Source organism: Streptomyces sp. GL_140, assembly GCF_057834465.1.
In genome coordinates this window covers 1-15,014 of sequence record NZ_JBYQMJ010000004.1, presented here as the reverse complement: position 1 = coordinate 15,014, position 15,014 = coordinate 1, and the positions used below count along the sequence as shown (strand labels likewise).

16 protein-coding genes are annotated in these 15,014 nt (G+C 69.4%); 9 read left to right on the top strand and 7 right to left on the bottom strand.

Annotated elements, in window-relative coordinates:
- Nucleotides 1-44: 44 nt before the first annotated feature.
- From AC3IYJ_RS42670 to AC3IYJ_RS42655, 4 genes are read right to left on the bottom strand one after another with little or no spacing between them, the layout of a single operon-like run.
- The gene (locus tag AC3IYJ_RS42670) at nt 45-1,001 is read right to left on the bottom strand and encodes a hypothetical protein (RefSeq protein ID WP_489403610.1); all 957 of its coding nucleotides are present in this window, start codon (nt 999-1,001) and stop codon (nt 45-47) included.
- The gene (locus AC3IYJ_RS42665; protein ID WP_266360671.1) at nt 1,001-1,411 is read right to left on the bottom strand and encodes a hypothetical protein; all 411 of its coding nucleotides are present in this window, start codon (nt 1,409-1,411) and stop codon (nt 1,001-1,003) included. Before AC3IYJ_RS42665 ends, AC3IYJ_RS42670 begins: the two co-directional genes overlap by 1 nt.
- An 11-nt stretch (nt 1,412-1,422) precedes the next feature.
- Nucleotides 1,423-2,070: a hypothetical protein gene (locus AC3IYJ_RS42660; protein WP_489403609.1), complete on the bottom strand. Its 648-nt coding sequence runs from the start codon at nt 2,068-2,070 to the stop codon at nt 1,423-1,425.
- The gene (locus AC3IYJ_RS42655) at nt 2,067-2,471 is read right to left on the bottom strand and encodes a WhiB family transcriptional regulator (RefSeq protein WP_489403608.1); all 405 of its coding nucleotides are present in this window, start codon (nt 2,469-2,471) and stop codon (nt 2,067-2,069) included. The genes AC3IYJ_RS42660 and AC3IYJ_RS42655 overlap by 4 nt, the downstream gene beginning before the upstream one ends.
- Before the next feature lie 449 nt (nt 2,472-2,920).
- Between AC3IYJ_RS42655 and AC3IYJ_RS42650 the strand changes: the two genes are divergently transcribed.
- From AC3IYJ_RS42650 to AC3IYJ_RS42635, 4 genes are all read left to right on the top strand, one after another.
- A complete protein-coding gene (locus tag AC3IYJ_RS42650) occupies nt 2,921-3,709 on the top strand; it encodes a GntR family transcriptional regulator (RefSeq protein ID WP_489403607.1) in 789 nt (262 codons plus the stop codon).
- Nucleotides 3,710-3,805: 96 nt separating this feature from the next.
- Entirely contained in the window at nt 3,806-4,120 is a 315-nt protein-coding gene (locus AC3IYJ_RS42645; protein WP_489403606.1) for a helix-turn-helix domain-containing protein, read from the top strand.
- Nucleotides 4,121-4,482: 362 nt separating this feature from the next.
- Complete coding sequence (locus AC3IYJ_RS42640; protein ID WP_489403605.1) at nt 4,483-6,117, top strand: hypothetical protein; 1,635 nt, start codon at nt 4,483-4,485, stop codon at nt 6,115-6,117.
- Between the two features lie 204 nt (nt 6,118-6,321).
- Nucleotides 6,322-6,939: a hypothetical protein gene (locus tag AC3IYJ_RS42635; RefSeq protein WP_489403604.1), complete on the top strand. Its 618-nt coding sequence runs from the start codon at nt 6,322-6,324 to the stop codon at nt 6,937-6,939.
- A gap of 443 nt (nt 6,940-7,382) precedes the next feature.
- Here the strand turns inward: AC3IYJ_RS42635 and AC3IYJ_RS42630 are convergent, their stop codons facing one another.
- From AC3IYJ_RS42630 to AC3IYJ_RS42620, 3 genes are all read right to left on the bottom strand, one after another.
- Nucleotides 7,383-7,571 carry a hypothetical protein gene (locus AC3IYJ_RS42630; protein ID WP_489403603.1) on the bottom strand — a complete coding sequence of 63 codons (189 nt, stop codon included), beginning with the start codon at nt 7,569-7,571 and terminating at the stop codon, nt 7,383-7,385.
- Between the two features lie 1,907 nt (nt 7,572-9,478).
- Nucleotides 9,479-9,940 (bottom strand): hypothetical protein, encoded by a 462-nt coding sequence (locus tag AC3IYJ_RS42625; protein ID WP_489403602.1) that lies wholly within the window; start codon nt 9,938-9,940, stop codon nt 9,479-9,481.
- Nucleotides 9,940-10,575: a hypothetical protein gene (locus tag AC3IYJ_RS42620; RefSeq protein ID WP_489403601.1), complete on the bottom strand. Its 636-nt coding sequence runs from the start codon at nt 10,573-10,575 to the stop codon at nt 9,940-9,942. Before AC3IYJ_RS42620 ends, AC3IYJ_RS42625 begins: the two co-directional genes overlap by 1 nt.
- A 546-nt stretch (nt 10,576-11,121) precedes the next feature.
- Here AC3IYJ_RS42620 and AC3IYJ_RS42615 point away from each other — a divergent pair.
- The 5 genes from AC3IYJ_RS42615 to AC3IYJ_RS42595 all read left to right on the top strand — a co-directional run bounded on the left by AC3IYJ_RS42615 (nt 11,122) and on the right by AC3IYJ_RS42595 (nt 14,735).
- Nucleotides 11,122-11,772 (top strand): hypothetical protein, encoded by a 651-nt coding sequence (locus tag AC3IYJ_RS42615; RefSeq protein ID WP_489403600.1) that lies wholly within the window; start codon nt 11,122-11,124, stop codon nt 11,770-11,772.
- Nucleotides 11,773-12,372: 600 nt separating this feature from the next.
- Complete coding sequence (locus AC3IYJ_RS42610; RefSeq protein ID WP_489403599.1) at nt 12,373-12,675, top strand: hypothetical protein; 303 nt, start codon at nt 12,373-12,375, stop codon at nt 12,673-12,675.
- A 67-nt stretch (nt 12,676-12,742) separates the two neighbouring features.
- A complete protein-coding gene (locus AC3IYJ_RS42605) occupies nt 12,743-13,195 on the top strand; it encodes a hypothetical protein (protein WP_489403598.1) in 453 nt (150 codons plus the stop codon).
- Between the two features lie 99 nt (nt 13,196-13,294).
- Nucleotides 13,295-14,299, top strand: coding sequence for a DUF932 domain-containing protein (locus AC3IYJ_RS42600; protein ID WP_489403597.1), 1,005 nt, complete (start codon nt 13,295-13,297; stop codon nt 14,297-14,299).
- A 181-nt stretch (nt 14,300-14,480) separates the two neighbouring features.
- Complete coding sequence (locus tag AC3IYJ_RS42595) at nt 14,481-14,735, top strand: hypothetical protein (protein WP_489403596.1); 255 nt, start codon at nt 14,481-14,483, stop codon at nt 14,733-14,735.
- The last annotated feature ends 279 nt before the right edge of the window (nt 14,736-15,014 follow it).

Genomic DNA, 15,014 nt, shown 5'->3' with positions numbered 1-15,014 from the left:
TAGGCGCCCGATAGACGTGCAGGTCACACGGCCGATAGGCCGGTCTAACGGGCCTCCTGGGCCTGCCCCTGGGAGAGAGCCGGGGAAGGGGTCTGCCCGGGGTCAAGCAGCCCCCCGGGAATCAGCCGCAGGGCGGCCACAGCGGGGGCCGGAACGGGGGCCCCGGCGGGGGTGGTTGCGGGGGTGCTGGGGGCCGCCTCGGCGGGCCCCTCCCCGACCGCCGGAGCGGGCACCGCGGAGGCCTCGGCCGAGGCCTCCCCCGAGGACCGCACCAGGGCGTCAGAGCGGGCGGTGAGCCAGGCCGTGGGGCTCATGCCCAGCACCTCCGTCACCGCGTCCACCCGCAGGCCCACGCGGGTCGTCGGCTGACCGTCGATCCGCATGCCCAACTTGTCGACGGTGGGCAGGCCCGTGGACTCCACCCACCCCCGCAGGTCGGCCACCTCGGTCCCCCCGGCGAGGAGCCCTGCGGCCACCGCGGAGGACAGCACCGCATCGAGGTGCACGCCCTTGCGCTTGGAGAACTCCGCGTCGGACAGCGCCGTCAGCACGTGCAGCAGCAGCCCCGTACCGCGGTCGGCCTCGCCGGCCTCGGTGTCCTGCGGCTGCTCCTGGCCGTCGTCCTCGGCGGCGGAGTCGTGGTCGTGGTCGTCCTGCTGACCGGCGATCAGGGCGGCCACACCCCACACGACCGGGGCCGTGGTGAGCACGGTCGGCACCCACCCCCCGACCACCGGCCACAGGAAGAACGCGCCGCCAGCGGCGTAGCCGAGGTGACGCACACCGATCCTCCGGCGCATCTTCGGCTCCGGCGCCTTCTCCGGCTTCTTGGCGGGGGAGGCCTTGGCGGGCTTCTCCCCCTCGGCCGCCTTGGGCTCCTCGGCGGCGGCCTCCGGCACGGGCACGGGTACCGGCTCCTTCGCCCACGCCAGCACCGGGGCCAGCATTCGCCGGTTGCCACGGCCGAACGCGTCCAGGCTGATCCCTTCGAGGTAGCGCATCACGCCCCCACGACGGAGCGCAGGAGCGCACCGGTGATGGTGACGGGCAGCGCCCACGCCGCACCGGCCGCGGAGAGAGCACCGGGCGCCGCGACCCCGCAGATCAAGTCCTTAAAAAAGCTCGGCTTCGAGCCGAACGCGATCAGGACAAGGATCGCGGCGGTGGCGGCCGGCCCGACCGTGCCCACCGTGGCGGACTGGGACTGCATGGCGCTCTGGAAGGTCTCGGACACCGTGCCGACCTGCCGGAACGCCTCGCCGGCACCGGCGGCCAGGATCCCGATCGCGGCGCCCCAGTAGACGACGTGGTGGTCCTTGACCGGCTGGAATTTGCCTCCGCCCCGCTTGTAGAGGAACAGGGCGACCATGATCACGAGCAGCGCGCCGCCCGTGCCGAACACTCCGAACATCGGGGGACTCCTCAGTTATGGAAGGGGGAGAGGCCGAACAGCGGGCCGAGGCCGGACACGACGGCCAGCGCGGACGCGAACGGGATACGGACGATCACGGCGATCAGCAGACCCACGCCGCGCACCTCGGACAGGCGCAGCGCACCCCGGCCACGGATACGCCAGTCCAGGACCCACGAGGCGGCCAGGACCGCGTACGCCACCGGCCGGGGCGGCACGGTCAGCGACTGCACCACGCCGAACGCGAACCCGAGGGACGCCGAGGCGGCAGTCAGCAGCACCCACCGCCGAAACCGGCGGGCCCGCTCGGAGTGGTGGACGCGGTACAGAGCGGTGTCACGGTGGCGCTGCTCTCGCTGCTCCTGGCGGTGGCGAATCCGCCGCTGTACCCGCGTCTCCCCCTGCTCCTCGAAGTGCCGCTCACGTTCAAGGTGGAGGCGGTGGCGGCGGTCCTCGGGGGTCTCGGCCATGACCGCCCCGAGCCTGTCCGCAAACGCGGCCATGTCCGCGCGAGTGACGTACCGCGACTCCTCCACGGCGTCGGTCTCGGTCTCGGCCGCCGGAACGGCCTCGACCACGTCCTCGACCACGTCCGCGTCAGCGTCCCGGTTGATCAGCTTCCGGCGTGCCGTGGCCCGTGCCCAGGACGTGGCGCTCACGACTGCGCCCCGTTCCGCGGCCGCTCGCCGAACAGCCTCACGTGCAGTGCCCGCCGGTCGCTCTGACGCAGCCCCCCACGCACCCCGACGATCTTCGAGGGGGTGGAGGAGTCGGTCAGGTCCCGTTCCAGGCACCAGTCACGGACCGGGCACCGGCCGCAGTACTCCAGCGCCGTGCGCTCCGCCTCCGAGGGCAAAGCTGCGCCCGCCGTCTGCTCCCACGGCTTCGGCTCGAACACCTTCGGGGACACGCCCTTGCAGGCCGCGACGCCCGACCGCTCCCGGCGCACCGCCGGTGCGGGGGCCAGGTCCTCGTACTCCCACAATTGGTCCAGCCAGTCAGCCGGCCGCGCCGCGACCCAACCCGCCGGCAGCGGGGGCACCCCGCCCACCGCGTTCACAGCTCGCCCCTCAGGGCCAGCAGGTAAGCCCGGACCCGCAGCTCATCCCCGCCCAGACCCAGCGCCTCCGACACGCCGAGCGTCGGCACGGTCAGCGCCGCGGTACGGCACCGGGACGGCAAAACCGTCCGGGTCCGCACCACGGCGCAACGCACACCGCGCTGAACCCGCCACCTGCGCATTACCTCTGTCACCATCGCCATGTCGGCGTCCTCTCACAGCGGACCACCCGACAGCGGCTGTGGGGTTGCACCCCCACAGCCGCCGCCCGGCCGGTGTAGTGAGCACCGGCCGGGCACCTGCGTTTTCGCAGGGCGGGACTCCCGGATACGGTGGAGCAGTACCGGTACACATATGGTTGCCAACATCTAGCGCTGATGTCAACAGTACCGGTACTGTTCGTTTAAAGACTTCAATACCGGTACTCAAATGCCGGAGGGGAGAGCAGCGTGGCGCGATACGAGGAAGTGGCCGATGACCTGCGAGAACGAATCCACAGTGAGGAGTACGAGGTCGGGGCGACGCTGCCTCGGTATGAGCAGCTGACCGAGATCTACGGGGTGGGGCGTGGCGTCATCTCTGCCGCGCTCGCCATCTTGGAGCGTGAAGGTTTGGTGCGACCGATCAAGCGCAAGGGGATCGTCGTTCTCGACTGGACGATCGAGCGTCGCCGCATCGCCCGAGGGCAGCTGGTGACGCGCGATCCGCGCCGCGGGTATGTGTTCCCTGCGGCCTCCCGGCCGGATGAACCGTGGGAGGTTCACGGCCGGCCCTTCCGCGAGTACGTCGCTGCCCCGGCCCGCGTGGCTGAGCTGATGGGAATCGAGCCCGGCATTGCCACCCTGCGGCGGCGACGCGTCACCTCCCCGGCGGGGGAGCCGCCCTTCCAGTTGGTTGACACATGGCTCTCCCCTTCGGCTGTACGGGATGCTCCGCAGGTCGCAGAACCGTCTACCGGCCCCGGCGGATACATCGACCGCCTCGAAGAGGCCGGGCACGGACCGATCGCTTGGAAGGAATACGGCCGGCCCCGGATGGCGAGTCGGGAAGAGGCTCAGCTACTGGAAATCTCTCAGGAGATGCCCGTGCTTGAGACGGCGATCGTCGGCAAATCTGCGCGCGATGGTGAAACCCTCGAAGTCACAGTGCGGGTGATTCCCGCCGACCGTGTCGAGCTGGTGACTGACCTGCGTCGTGACAGGAGCGCAAGCTGGCCCGTGGAACCCGTTTCTCCATAGTGAGGCGGGCCCGGCAGCAGGCGTACGGCAGAAGTCCGGCAACTCCGAATCTTCCGACACGCCGGGCCTGTACGGCCGCTCCGAGCGGTAGCTGGTGTGTATCTTTCTGTTCTAGTCGATGTTGGGGGTGTTGAAGTGACAACAGCGCAGGACTCGCAAACGGCGGTGGACGAACTGCTGTCCCAAGCTGTATGGCTACCGGCGGTAAACACGCGCGGAGCACTGCGGCGCGCAGCTGGCCTGACTCAGGCTCAGGTGGCAGCTGCCCTGGGTGTTGGGCGAGTTCAGGTAGCCCGGTGGGAGATCGGATTTGCTGAGCCCAGCGGGGTGCGGCGGCGGGCCTACAGCCAGCTCCTCCAACGCCTTGAACAACAGCACCCTGATGTCGCGCACTCAGTAGCGGGCCCCTAGAAAAAGCTGAAGGCCGCCCTGCTCCAACAGGACGGCCTCAATACAGCTCGACTCGCAGCCCTTCACAGCAACCGAGTCGTGTCCGGTGAGGTGACCTCGCCGGGGGTGATGCCCGTGGACCGTAGTCCGCGTGGTCACCAGTACCCAGGATAGAGGCCGCCTCACACAGAGGCCACCATCTCTGGGCCCTGTCTGGTCACATTTGCCGGTCGCGACTCCCCACCAAGGGGAGACCTTCCCGTGCCTGATCCAAACATTTGCCCGATCGCCGCCACCGTGCGCGCCGTGTGCACCCAGCCGATCCCGACTCCCACAACCCGCCGCTGCCTGGCGGGGTTCGCCGGAGCGGGGGTGGCTCGGTGATGGATGGCGATAGCCAGGAGGTGGAGCTGTACGGCCCGGAGGACGGTGGTCTGTACAGCTCGCAGCTCAAGGACTGGATCCCGCTCTGCCCACAGCTGCGGGATTCAGCGGTCCGCCTGTACTGGATTATGCGCGCGCTGGTGATCGAAAAGCACGGTCCGGTGCGCAAGCTGACCGTAATGGAGCTCTGCTACCTGCTGCCCGCGAAGCCCGCAAAGCCGGGGGAGAAGGTCAAGCCGTCCAGCGTCGCGCGGATCCGGTCGTTGCTCGATGAGCTGACTTCGGTGTCCCTGGTGACCACACCGGATGGGAAGCGGCTGAAGACCTCCTCTCGGGTCAGGGCATCGGGTGCGGCTCTTCGGATCCGGATCAACGACTTGCCTGCCCGCGGCTACACCGGCCCGAGGAACGCGTTCGCGGTTCTCGACGTGGTGAAAGCGCCGGCCCTGGAGGCGGCCCGCAAGGCCGAGGTCCGTCGGACCGCTCTGGAGGCGGCGCGGAAGGCCGAGAAAGAACCCCAGGTCACGGGCCAGATTTCTAACCCGGGCGAGCATGCGGGCCAGATTTCTAGCCCGCCGGGCCAGATTTCTAGCCCGTTGGGCCAAAAATCTGGCCCGCATTCCGGGGCTGACCTGCAAGATCGCGAACCCCCGTTCATTCCTTCCGCTAAGTCCTCCCGCTCAGCCACCTCCGTCCGTCCGTCCGTGTCTGTAGGTGGAGACGTGCGCGAGAACACGGATGGACGGACGGACGGGGGCGGCGGTGTCATCGAGGTCCAAGAGCAGCAGCGGGCCGGAACCGGGGAAGCGACGGTGGCTGGCGCCGCGCCGCTGAACGGCAACAGCGCGGCAACAGTGGGGGCCGTCTCCGGTGCGGCTGGTCCGGCTGAGTGCCAGCCGGTGGCTCCGACCCAGGGGGTGTTGTTGCTGACGGAGATCGGTGCGTGGCATCCCGAGTACCTGGTGAGCGGTCAGACCTTGGCGGATCAGGGTCTGGTCGTGACGGGGATGCTGGCGGCGGGGTGGAAGCCGGCGAGTATCCGGCAGGTGATCACGGGTCGGCCTCTGCCGGTGCCGATGACGCACACCGTCGGCGCGATCATCTCGGCGCGGCTGCGGCAGGCAGCGGCCAGCCCGGTCCCGTCCCCGACCGCGTCGTGGCCGGTGGTCCCCGCACAGGGCGGCCCGGCCTACAGCCCGGTCGAGCACTCCAGCACCGCCGTGGCGGGCCGGACCGTCGCCGAGGCGCTGGAAAACCGGGTCCGCTACGAGTGCGCCGACTGCGGAAGGCCGCCGGAGCCGGGACTCGATGTGTGCGCGGCGTGCGCGGGCTGGCCGGCCTGTGAGACCGGCTGCGGCCGCCACCTGGAACACGGCGGCACTTGCCCGGCCTGCACCGAGGCCGCCTCGTGCGCGGGGATCCCCGCCCAGGTGGCCGAGGACGGGACCTGCCCCGGGCACAACGGCCCGTGCGGACGCCCGGTGATGACCCTCGGCCTGTGCGGCCGGTGCCGGGTCGCATCCGAGGCCGCCAAGCGCGACGCGGACACCGCCTGGGAGGCCGCGAGCGCCGCTGCTGTTGCGGCTGTTCAGGAAGCCGAGGCCGAGGAGCAGGTCGTCACAGCCCCGTTCTAGCTGCTGCAGGCCCCACTGAGCCGCTTTGGGTGCATCCCCGGCCCCTCGGGCTAGGGCGGCGCCTGAAAGGGGCTCAGCGGTCCGCGTGTGAGCTTCTGTTGCTGGCGGTGCCTTCGTGGTAGCCCCTCACGGGCGCACGTACACCGAATCGCCTTCTGGGGCGCTGGCCGAGCGCCACCGCCCGAGACCCCGAGGATCAGGACTATGAACCCGCCGTACGCCACTGAGGAACAGCTGCTGGTCGCCCTCGCTACCCTCGGGATCAATGTTCCCGACGGTCTGGGCCACAGCAGTCACGACCCTGAGATGCGCACCGCCGCCCTGTGGTCCCTGCTTTGGCGAGCCTCGGGCGCCGGCTACGGAGACTCCATCGCGGGATCCGACAACTCACGCGCCCACTTCACCGGCCCTTGGGAGCTACCTCTGGGCGAGGATCAGGCGCTCCGCGCTCGGTTCGAACTCGGGTTCGCCCGCGACCGGCTGGGCTCCATCAGCATGACCGTGCCGCCTTGGTCTGTTGGCCTGCCTCACGAAGACGCTCCCGACGACCCCGAGGCCGCGACCGACGGATGGGCGTACGCGGCGGCCACCGCCGTCGGCCTCGCCCTGACACTCCTTGACCCTCTGTGGCGGATGTCGTCCGACGGGGCCCCGGCCGTCATCTCGGGGGCGGATCGCATCGTGCGCTGTCTCCAGGTCATCCTCGAAGAGCTTGGTGACGTCACCGGGCATCCTCGGTGTGATGGCTGCGGTGGCCTCCAACGTGTTACGGCCGGCGGCCGCGAATGCCTGGACTGCTGTGACTCTGAGCCCGGTTTCTAGATCGCCAACGCACCCGGATAGACGGCCAGGTGGGCAGGTATGGCCCGTCGCGTACATGAGGAAGCACTGGGGACTCCGTAGTCGGGCGGCCAAGACGGTGAGGGAGGTGGCGAGCTCTTGCTGGTCACCGGATTGGTCGGCTGATGTGCAGTTGCAGGAACCGTTGCGAGGTTGGTCACGAGTGTGCCCGCAAGGCGCTGACCTGGGATGGGGAGGTCAGGAGACATCATTTCCGTAGTTACCACTACAGAACCCGGTGAGTGGCTTCGCCACTCACCGGTCGGTCACGGATAGGCCAAGGGGCCGGGATGCTGTCGTGCGGCGGGGGCTGTCTGTCCGGGTGCGGCGGGTCCGGGAGGCCTGCGGCAGCCGCCGGGACAAGACGCACCGAGATGCCGCTATGCCCCCGTGCGGCTGGCTCACGCTGTCGTACGTGAACTCGATCAGTGGACGATGCGGACCACGGTGACGGTCATGACGCTGGGGCCGGAGACGTAGTAGACGGCGATGGCGGGGCCGATGACGGCCTGGCGGTGGTCGTGGTCACCGCCGATCGCGGAGCCGGCGGCGTACGGATCCCGGGCGATCACGGCGAGGCCTTTGACGAACTGGCCCGCAGTCTCGATGTCCATCGATGTGAGGGAGGCCTCGGCGGCCGGGGCGTACGCAATGGCACGAGCTCACGCCACCCCTGCCTTGGGGGCGGCGGGCCGGCCCACGGTTCTACCGCGGCGAAGTCGGCGAAGTGCTTCCTCGTCCTCGGCGGCAGCCTCGGTGGTCGACAGCGCCCACCCGACGAGGACCAGGTGCAACTCGTCGGCCGGCGTTGCGCCGATCTCCGCGTCGAACGCGGGACGTTGCTCGACGGGCAGCGCGGCTCCGGGGCTCCGGGGCTCCGGGGCTCTGTAAAGAGGGTTGGGGACTCCCTGGGGCAGGCTAGGTTCGGGTGTAGTCCGCGCCGACATGGGCGCGCGGGCCAGGGCCGGTGCCCAGCGCGCTCTGGGGCAGTACGACCGGACCCGCTCCCTGGCCCCGGTATTCCGTCGGAATTCCGGGGCCGACGGACTCGGCAGCTCGATCCCTCCTTCGACGGCCAGACCTCCTTCACCGACCCGCCGACCTGCGGTGGGGAGGAAACCGGTGAGTTCACCGGCGCAGCAGTCCAGAGGCAAGGGCGGCTGTGGCGAGGGTGACCTGCGCGGGGTCGGCCCAGGACGGTGCGAGCCTGGCCAGGAAGCCGGCGCCAAGGGCCCGTGAGACCGCCGAGCACCGGGAGCAGCGCGGGGCCCAGCTGCGCGCTGGCTCCGGTGTAGACGACGAGTTCGCCGTCGTCCTGGAGCTGCCCGCCGACCTCCTGGTCAAGCCCGGACCTGCCCCACCCGCACAGGCCCCCTGCGCCGTGCAGCAGGGTGTGTCGCCATGCCCTCGCGCGGCTGGTTTACGCCGCCGTACACGGACTCGGCTGGGTGCGCGACGAGCACCACGGTGGGGTTCTTCCGTCCACGGAATGTCGGACCGCCTGGGCGCCTGGACCGGTTCGCGGCAGTACATCGGGGCGGACTCCCGCCGGGTGCTGGGACCAGGCGGCGGCGTACGCATCGGGGGAAGTATGGGAGGAAGTATCAGGGGAAATATGAGGGGATGTATCAGGGGAAATATGGGGGGAAGGTGCAGCGGCGGCGGGTTCGTGTTTTGCCTGGTCAGGACCCGGTTTTCGGCTGGTGAGTGCGCGGACTTTCTTTTATGTGGGTGTGAGGAGTGGGTGGAGGATTGAGAGGAGAGAGACTGCGGAGTCGGTGCTGCGCGTAGCTCTTTGAATGGGTTCCGTGCCTGGGAGTTCTTGAGCGGAGCTTGCTCTGAGGCCTTGATGGGCGTGTCGTTGGGGTTGCGTCGGTTCGTGTGTGGTCATGCCTGGTGGTGTCCCGTGAATTGCGCGCAGCGCTGTCGGCCGAGGCCTCAGTCGACCAGGTCCGCCATCGGCTTCCTGCGGTCGCGTATGCGTGCACGGTGTTGACCCCTGGGCGATTCATTCGGATCCGGTTCACAGCAGCCGAGCTGATTTCGAGCGGCCCTTGAGCCGCGCGGTCGTCCGGGGTGATGGTGTTGTCGGAGCCCGCTGTGTCTAGCCGCTGGTGGTGCCGCCTGCGCCGAGGGCCCGGCGCCTCGGCCTCAGGACGGTCTCTGGCGCCCGTTCCCCGGCTGGGGGCACCACCGGGCCAGGGGTGGCGAGTTCGGCTGCCAGGCGGCCGTGTCGGGTCGGCCTTTCCTGGTCTGAGTCTGTCAAGCGGGGTCCGGAGCCGAGAGGGCGGCGTTGATCATTCACCTGCACAGTCTCTCGCCAAGTCTGTTGCCCGCGAGCGGCGGCCTGCGTTGCGCGCCCAGCGGGGCGAGCGCCTCTCGGCGCCGGCGCAGGACGTGCTCGAAGCTGTGCGGCCGAGCCCAAGACTGTTGGATCGGACCACGGGAGTGGGTACGGCGAAGCCCCTGACACCTGTCAGGGGCTTCGCCGTGTCTGGGCCTGGCCGCGGGAGGCTGTAGATCAGTGGACACTGCGCAGGTGTCCTCGCGCGGTGGCCGGCTTGTTGGCCTTCTTGCGGGCCTTCTCCTCTTGGTAGAGGGCCAGGCGCCGTTCGTATTCCTCTTCGAAGTGACCGACGTCCAGCCGGTCTTCCGGGGCGAGCGCGGCCAGGGCCGCGCGCCGCTCTCCCGGGGTGGCGTAGCGGGCGAGCATCGGGTGGATCTGCAGTCTGCCGCGGCGGATGACGTACACGAGGCGTGCGGCTACCAGGCAGGGCATCGCCCGGCTGATGACACCGCGATCGAGGGCGAGGCCGGCGGCGAGTTCCTCGTGGGTCGCGCGGACCTGGCCGCCCGGCTGCTGCTGGCTGAGCATGTAGAGGAGAATCGCGTAGCCGGTGGGCGGAAGGCGGGGGACGTAGGCGAGGCCCGCGTAGGGGTCGTCCTCCTGGACAGGCCACCGTGCGGCTGAAGCGATGCTCATCACTTCCCCTTCCTGGTCTGCCGGGGTCCCTCCGGCAGCCTGGCGTCCGCCCGCGCCATGTCCCTGAATGCGTCCGGAGCCTTCGGGTCCTCCAGAATCTCCTTGAGGAGATCCAGCTGTTGCACCCGTTCCGGCACGCTCCCAGGGACTCTACGCTTCCCCGCTGCCGGTGAACGTACGCCCCCGCGCAGGGCGGCGGAGGGCACGATCTGGTAGACACCGCGGCGGACACGGCGCAGGACTCCGTCCTCCAGGAGCACGCCCAGCGCCCAGGCCACGTGCGAGCGGCTGTAGCCGCTGCCGATCGTCTGACCGATCTGCTCCTGGGTCTGCTCGATGTGCCCCCCGACCTCCTGCAGCCCGATCATCGCGACTAGCACGGCCAGGACGAAGCGGTCCTCGGCGTCTCCGTAGCGCCGCACGGACCAGAGAAGGAAGGCGAGGGAGTCCATGCTGTAGGAGTTGCCGATGAAGCCGTTCGACGTCGCCAGCGGGTAGAGGTGCGCACCGTACCCGGGCGGGAGGTCGAGGTTCTGGCCCCGGTCTGTCCGTGTCCGGGCGGGTGCCGGGGGCAGGGGCCTGCGGCGCTTGGCCGGCCGCGGGGGCGGAATGGGAACTGCGGGCTCGTTACTCATCGTTCGGTGGGCCCCTCGTTGTCCTGGTACGCGTGAGCAGGCTAGTGCACTGTTGCAGTACTGCCACGGTCAACGTGCCGGTACCGCAACCGAGCTTCGAGATACGTCGGTACTGGCCGACGTTTCTCCTGCCCTGACTCAACGGCCGGGACCTCACCGGATCCCTCACCACGGTGATCCGTGCAGCGTCACGAACGAGCCACGATCGCGCTCACCGCGCACGTGCGGCGCGCACTGAACGGTTGGTGAGCCGGTGTACCGGATCAGATGGGGATCTCAGCGGGGCGAAATGAATGTGGCCGGCGCCCACTTCCGCAGAGCGGGTGGCAAGGGCGCCGGCCGACCGAAGAACACACCGCGAGAGAACCCGCATGCGTCTCGAAGGCGAGCATAGCGCTTGTGGGTCCCTCATTGGGCTCGGAGTGCGATATGTTTTTCGCTCCGTGCGTCGGAGTCTGCCGGCGGGGCTGCACCAAGGAGGCTGGGCTTGTGATCCGGGCTGGGCGTAAGGCCGTGGGACGTGAAGAGCTTGCTGGTGTGCTGGGTATGAAGTGGGCCGCTTTCCGGCGGGCCAAGCCCTACGGCGAAGCCGGCTTCCCCGAGCCCGTGAGCTCGGAGGCTTCGCTGGTCTTGCTGTGGGACCTGGAGCAGGTCGAGGCGTATCGGGACGGCCGGCCGCAGCCGCTCATCCCTGGGAGTGACGACGACCAGGACCTGCTCGACCGCCGTGAGGCGGCAGAGGTGCTGCAGGTCCAGCCGCGCAGCGTGGACGTCTACAAGAACGCTCCTCTTCTGGCCGACCAGGTCGTGGTCGTTGGCGGGGTGGAGCACTGGCCGCGGGCCGCGGTTCTCGCCTACGCAGCCGGCCGCGGGGCCATGAGCGCCCCCACGGGCCGGCCGAAGGGATCCGGAGACCTGGTTCCCCGCGACGTGCTCCCCGGTCGTATTGCGGCGCTCCTGGATGCCGATCCTGCTGTGGGTGCTGCCCACGCCGTCGACGTCCTCGGCGTCTCGCTCCAGACGGCGCAGAGGCATCTCCAGCACGAGCGCACGGCGCGGCTCCTCGCCCTGGCGCGCGAGGAGCAGGGCCTCGGCCTTGAAGAGGCTGCAGAGCGCCTGGGCTATCCGCCGGCCGTTCGCCGCGCCGCCCTCAAGGCCGCTCAGCAGATCCACGGCGCGCGCCCTGACGGGGCGTAGACGCCACTTGCTCCTTTGAGGGGGTCACAGCCGGTCGGCTGTGACCCCCTCAAGGCATTACAGGCCTCCGGGGAGCGGGCGTTGCGCGGTCGGCGCAGGCCCGGGGGTGAGCGGCTTCGCCGCTCACCCCCTTTGCCGTGGGCGGTGGCGGGACCAGGCCGGCTCCGCTTCGCTGCGCCGGCCTGGTCCCGCCACCGCCCACGCTGCGGGGTGGGGAGGCGGGCGGGGGAGGCAGGGGGCGCGCTTCGCGCACCGTACCCCTGCCTCCCCCGCCCGCCTCCCCACCCCTTGCCCTCCGCGCTGCGCGCTGCGGGGCAAGCCTGCGCCGACCCCGCAATGCCCGCTCCCCGGAGGCCTGTAAACCCCATGTGACCTGCGGATACATCACTCTTTCGGGGTAGGTCCGGAGTGCGCTCCAACCCCTATTTGCGCTCAGTCTGCGATATACTTTTCTTGTTGGTGAGGGGATGTGGCAAGACCTCTCCAATGGCCAAGAACACCCCTTCAGACCAAGGGAGAAGCATGTCGGTACGACCGGAACGCCTGGCTGTGGAGATTGGCCCCGGGGGCGGGTTTCACGTCATGGGATGGGGCCCCGAGATGACCGTCCATCGGGCCTTGGGGGCGGACTCCGTCGCCTTTCAGGGCCTGACGGGATCGCTGGTGATGTGGACGGACGACTACGCCCAGCAGTGCGGCCAGGTCCGTAACACGCCCGTGGAGCAGCTCCTCGCGCTCTACCGGCACCCGCACACGGTGCAGGGCCGCGTCCTGTTCACGGGCCCGGTCACCGCCGACGTGATCGAGGGGCTGTCGTTCGATCAGGTCCTGACGCTGCTGGACCGCATGCTCGCGCACGCCGCACCGCAGGCCCTCGACCGCCAGGTCCTAGCCGCTTCCTGAGTCGTCCTGTCCCGCAGGGTGCGGCCAGAACTGCCGCACCCTGCCACGCCAAGGAGCATGCAGTCCGATGACGCCCAACATGATGACGATCAAGCGTACGTCCGCACTCTTGAGGGCCCTGGCTCTCGCGGGTGGCGAGGGCACTCACCGCCTCGACGTCGTGTACTTCCCCGCTGACGGCACCTGCGCCCACCGGTCCTGCGACCTGGCGGGCCCGGTACTGGACGAGAACAGCACGGACGACGACCTCATCGCGGTGATGGAACTTCTCTACTACACCGCGATCCACGACAGCTCGGCCGTGGTGATCATGCAGACCCCAAAGGCCAACGGCATGACCGTGCTGAAGTCCTGGCGGGTGGAAGACCTGGTTGCCCATCCCGTGACCGGGGCCCAGTCCTTCGACGCCTACTGCGTCGGCCCGGACGGGGAACTGATGGGCCCGCAGCCCGCAACCGAGTACGAGGACGCTCCGAGTCTTGCAGGGGCGACGATCCCGTCGCCCCGCAGGCCCTTCTGAGCCCCCTGGATGCCCCGGGCCGCCCTACCTGTAGGCGGCCCCGTAGGGCCGGGGGAGTGGCACCCCCGGCCCACCGAACGAACAACCACGAGGAGAGACATGGCACACGAGATTGAGCAGTTCAGCGACGGCACCGCCGCATTCGTGAGTGCGCGTGAAAGCGCCTGGCACAAGCTGGGGACCGTGACCTCCGACGCGATGACCGCCGAAGACGCCATGCGCCTGGCCGCCCTCGACGGGTGGGACGTCCGCTTGGTCGGCCTGCACGCCACCGAGCTCACCCCCGACGGCGCGCACCTGCTGGACGTGCCGAACCACCGGGCCAGCGTGCGCACCCACCCCAAGACCGGCCGCCCGGAAACCCTCGGGGTCGTCGGCCCCGACTACACCCCCGTCCAGAACGAGGAACACGCCGAGTTCCTGAACTACCTGGTGGACGAGTCCGGCGCGCACTTCGAGACGGCCGGATCGCTCAAGGCCGGCCGCCAGGTGTTCCTGACCATGAAGCTGCCTCAGACCCTCACCATCGGCGGGCACGACACGGTCGACCTGTACATCGCCGCGTTCAACTCCCACGACGGCTCCAGCGCCTTTCGGATCGTCGTCACCCCCGTCCGCGTGGTCTGCGCGAACACCCTGCGCGCCGCCCTACGCAACACCAAGAGCAGCTACACGGTCCGCCACACCTCCGGAGCACGCGGACGCATCGCCCAGGCCCGCCAAGCGCTGGGGCTGACCTTCAAGTACTCCGAGGAGTTCGAGAAGGCGGCCCAGCGCATGCTGGACACGGAAATGTCCACGCCCGCCCTGCGTAAGGTCGTTGACCAGCTCTGGCCGGTATCCGACAGCGACAGCACCCGGAAGAAGACGAACCGGGATGTCAGGTGGGGCACCATCCGCAACCTATTCGAGCAGGCGGACACCCAGGCAAGTATCCGGGGCACAGCGTGGGCGGGGTACAACGCGATCACCGAATACGCCAACCACGTCGCCCCCGCACGCGGCGCGGGTGACCTGGCCAAGGCAGCAGCGCGCGCCGAGCGGGTCATCACCGGGACCGCCGACGACGTCATGGAACAGGCCTTCCGCCTCATGACCGTCTGACGAAAACCGCCCTGCCCGGACGCGAGTCCGGGCAGGGGACCCAGGGACACCCGCACGAAGTGGTCCCCGCCAGGGGGCTCCGATTCCCATCTCTATCCGCATCACAAATTGAAGCGCAGACAGAAGCCTTCCCCCAGCCACCGGCACGAGCACTCCGACCACAGCCGTGAGGAACCACAGAATGTCAGACACACTGTTCCGCGCACTCGACCTCATCGAGCCCAACGACCTCGTGATCTACCACGGCAGCATGACCGACCGGCACGGCTTCTACCTTGCCCGACCTTGCGATTGCAGGCGCTGCCTGGCACACGACCACCGAGGCAACGATGACGTCCGATACCGACTCATCGACCCTTTCGACGAAGACCCCGGCGCGCACACCCTGCGATGCGCCCGCCGCCAGTCCATCACCCGATCGACCGCCAGCACCTGACACACCCACACCACCCCCTGTCTTCTTGCTAGCCAGCCCGCGAAGCGGGCTCAGCCCGGAGAGCGCAGCGAACCGGGCCAGGCCCCCGCGAAGCGGGGGACCCCCACACGGGTGAAGCGAAGCGAAACCCGCCATGGTCCCGCGCTTCGCGCGGGACCATGAGTCTCCGGAGCGAAGCGGAGGAGACCCCGGCCCAAAGGGCCTGGCCTTACCCGGAGCGAAGCGGAGGGTTCGGGGCCGAAGGCCCCGAACGGCCAAGCGCAGCGAGGCCGTTCAGTC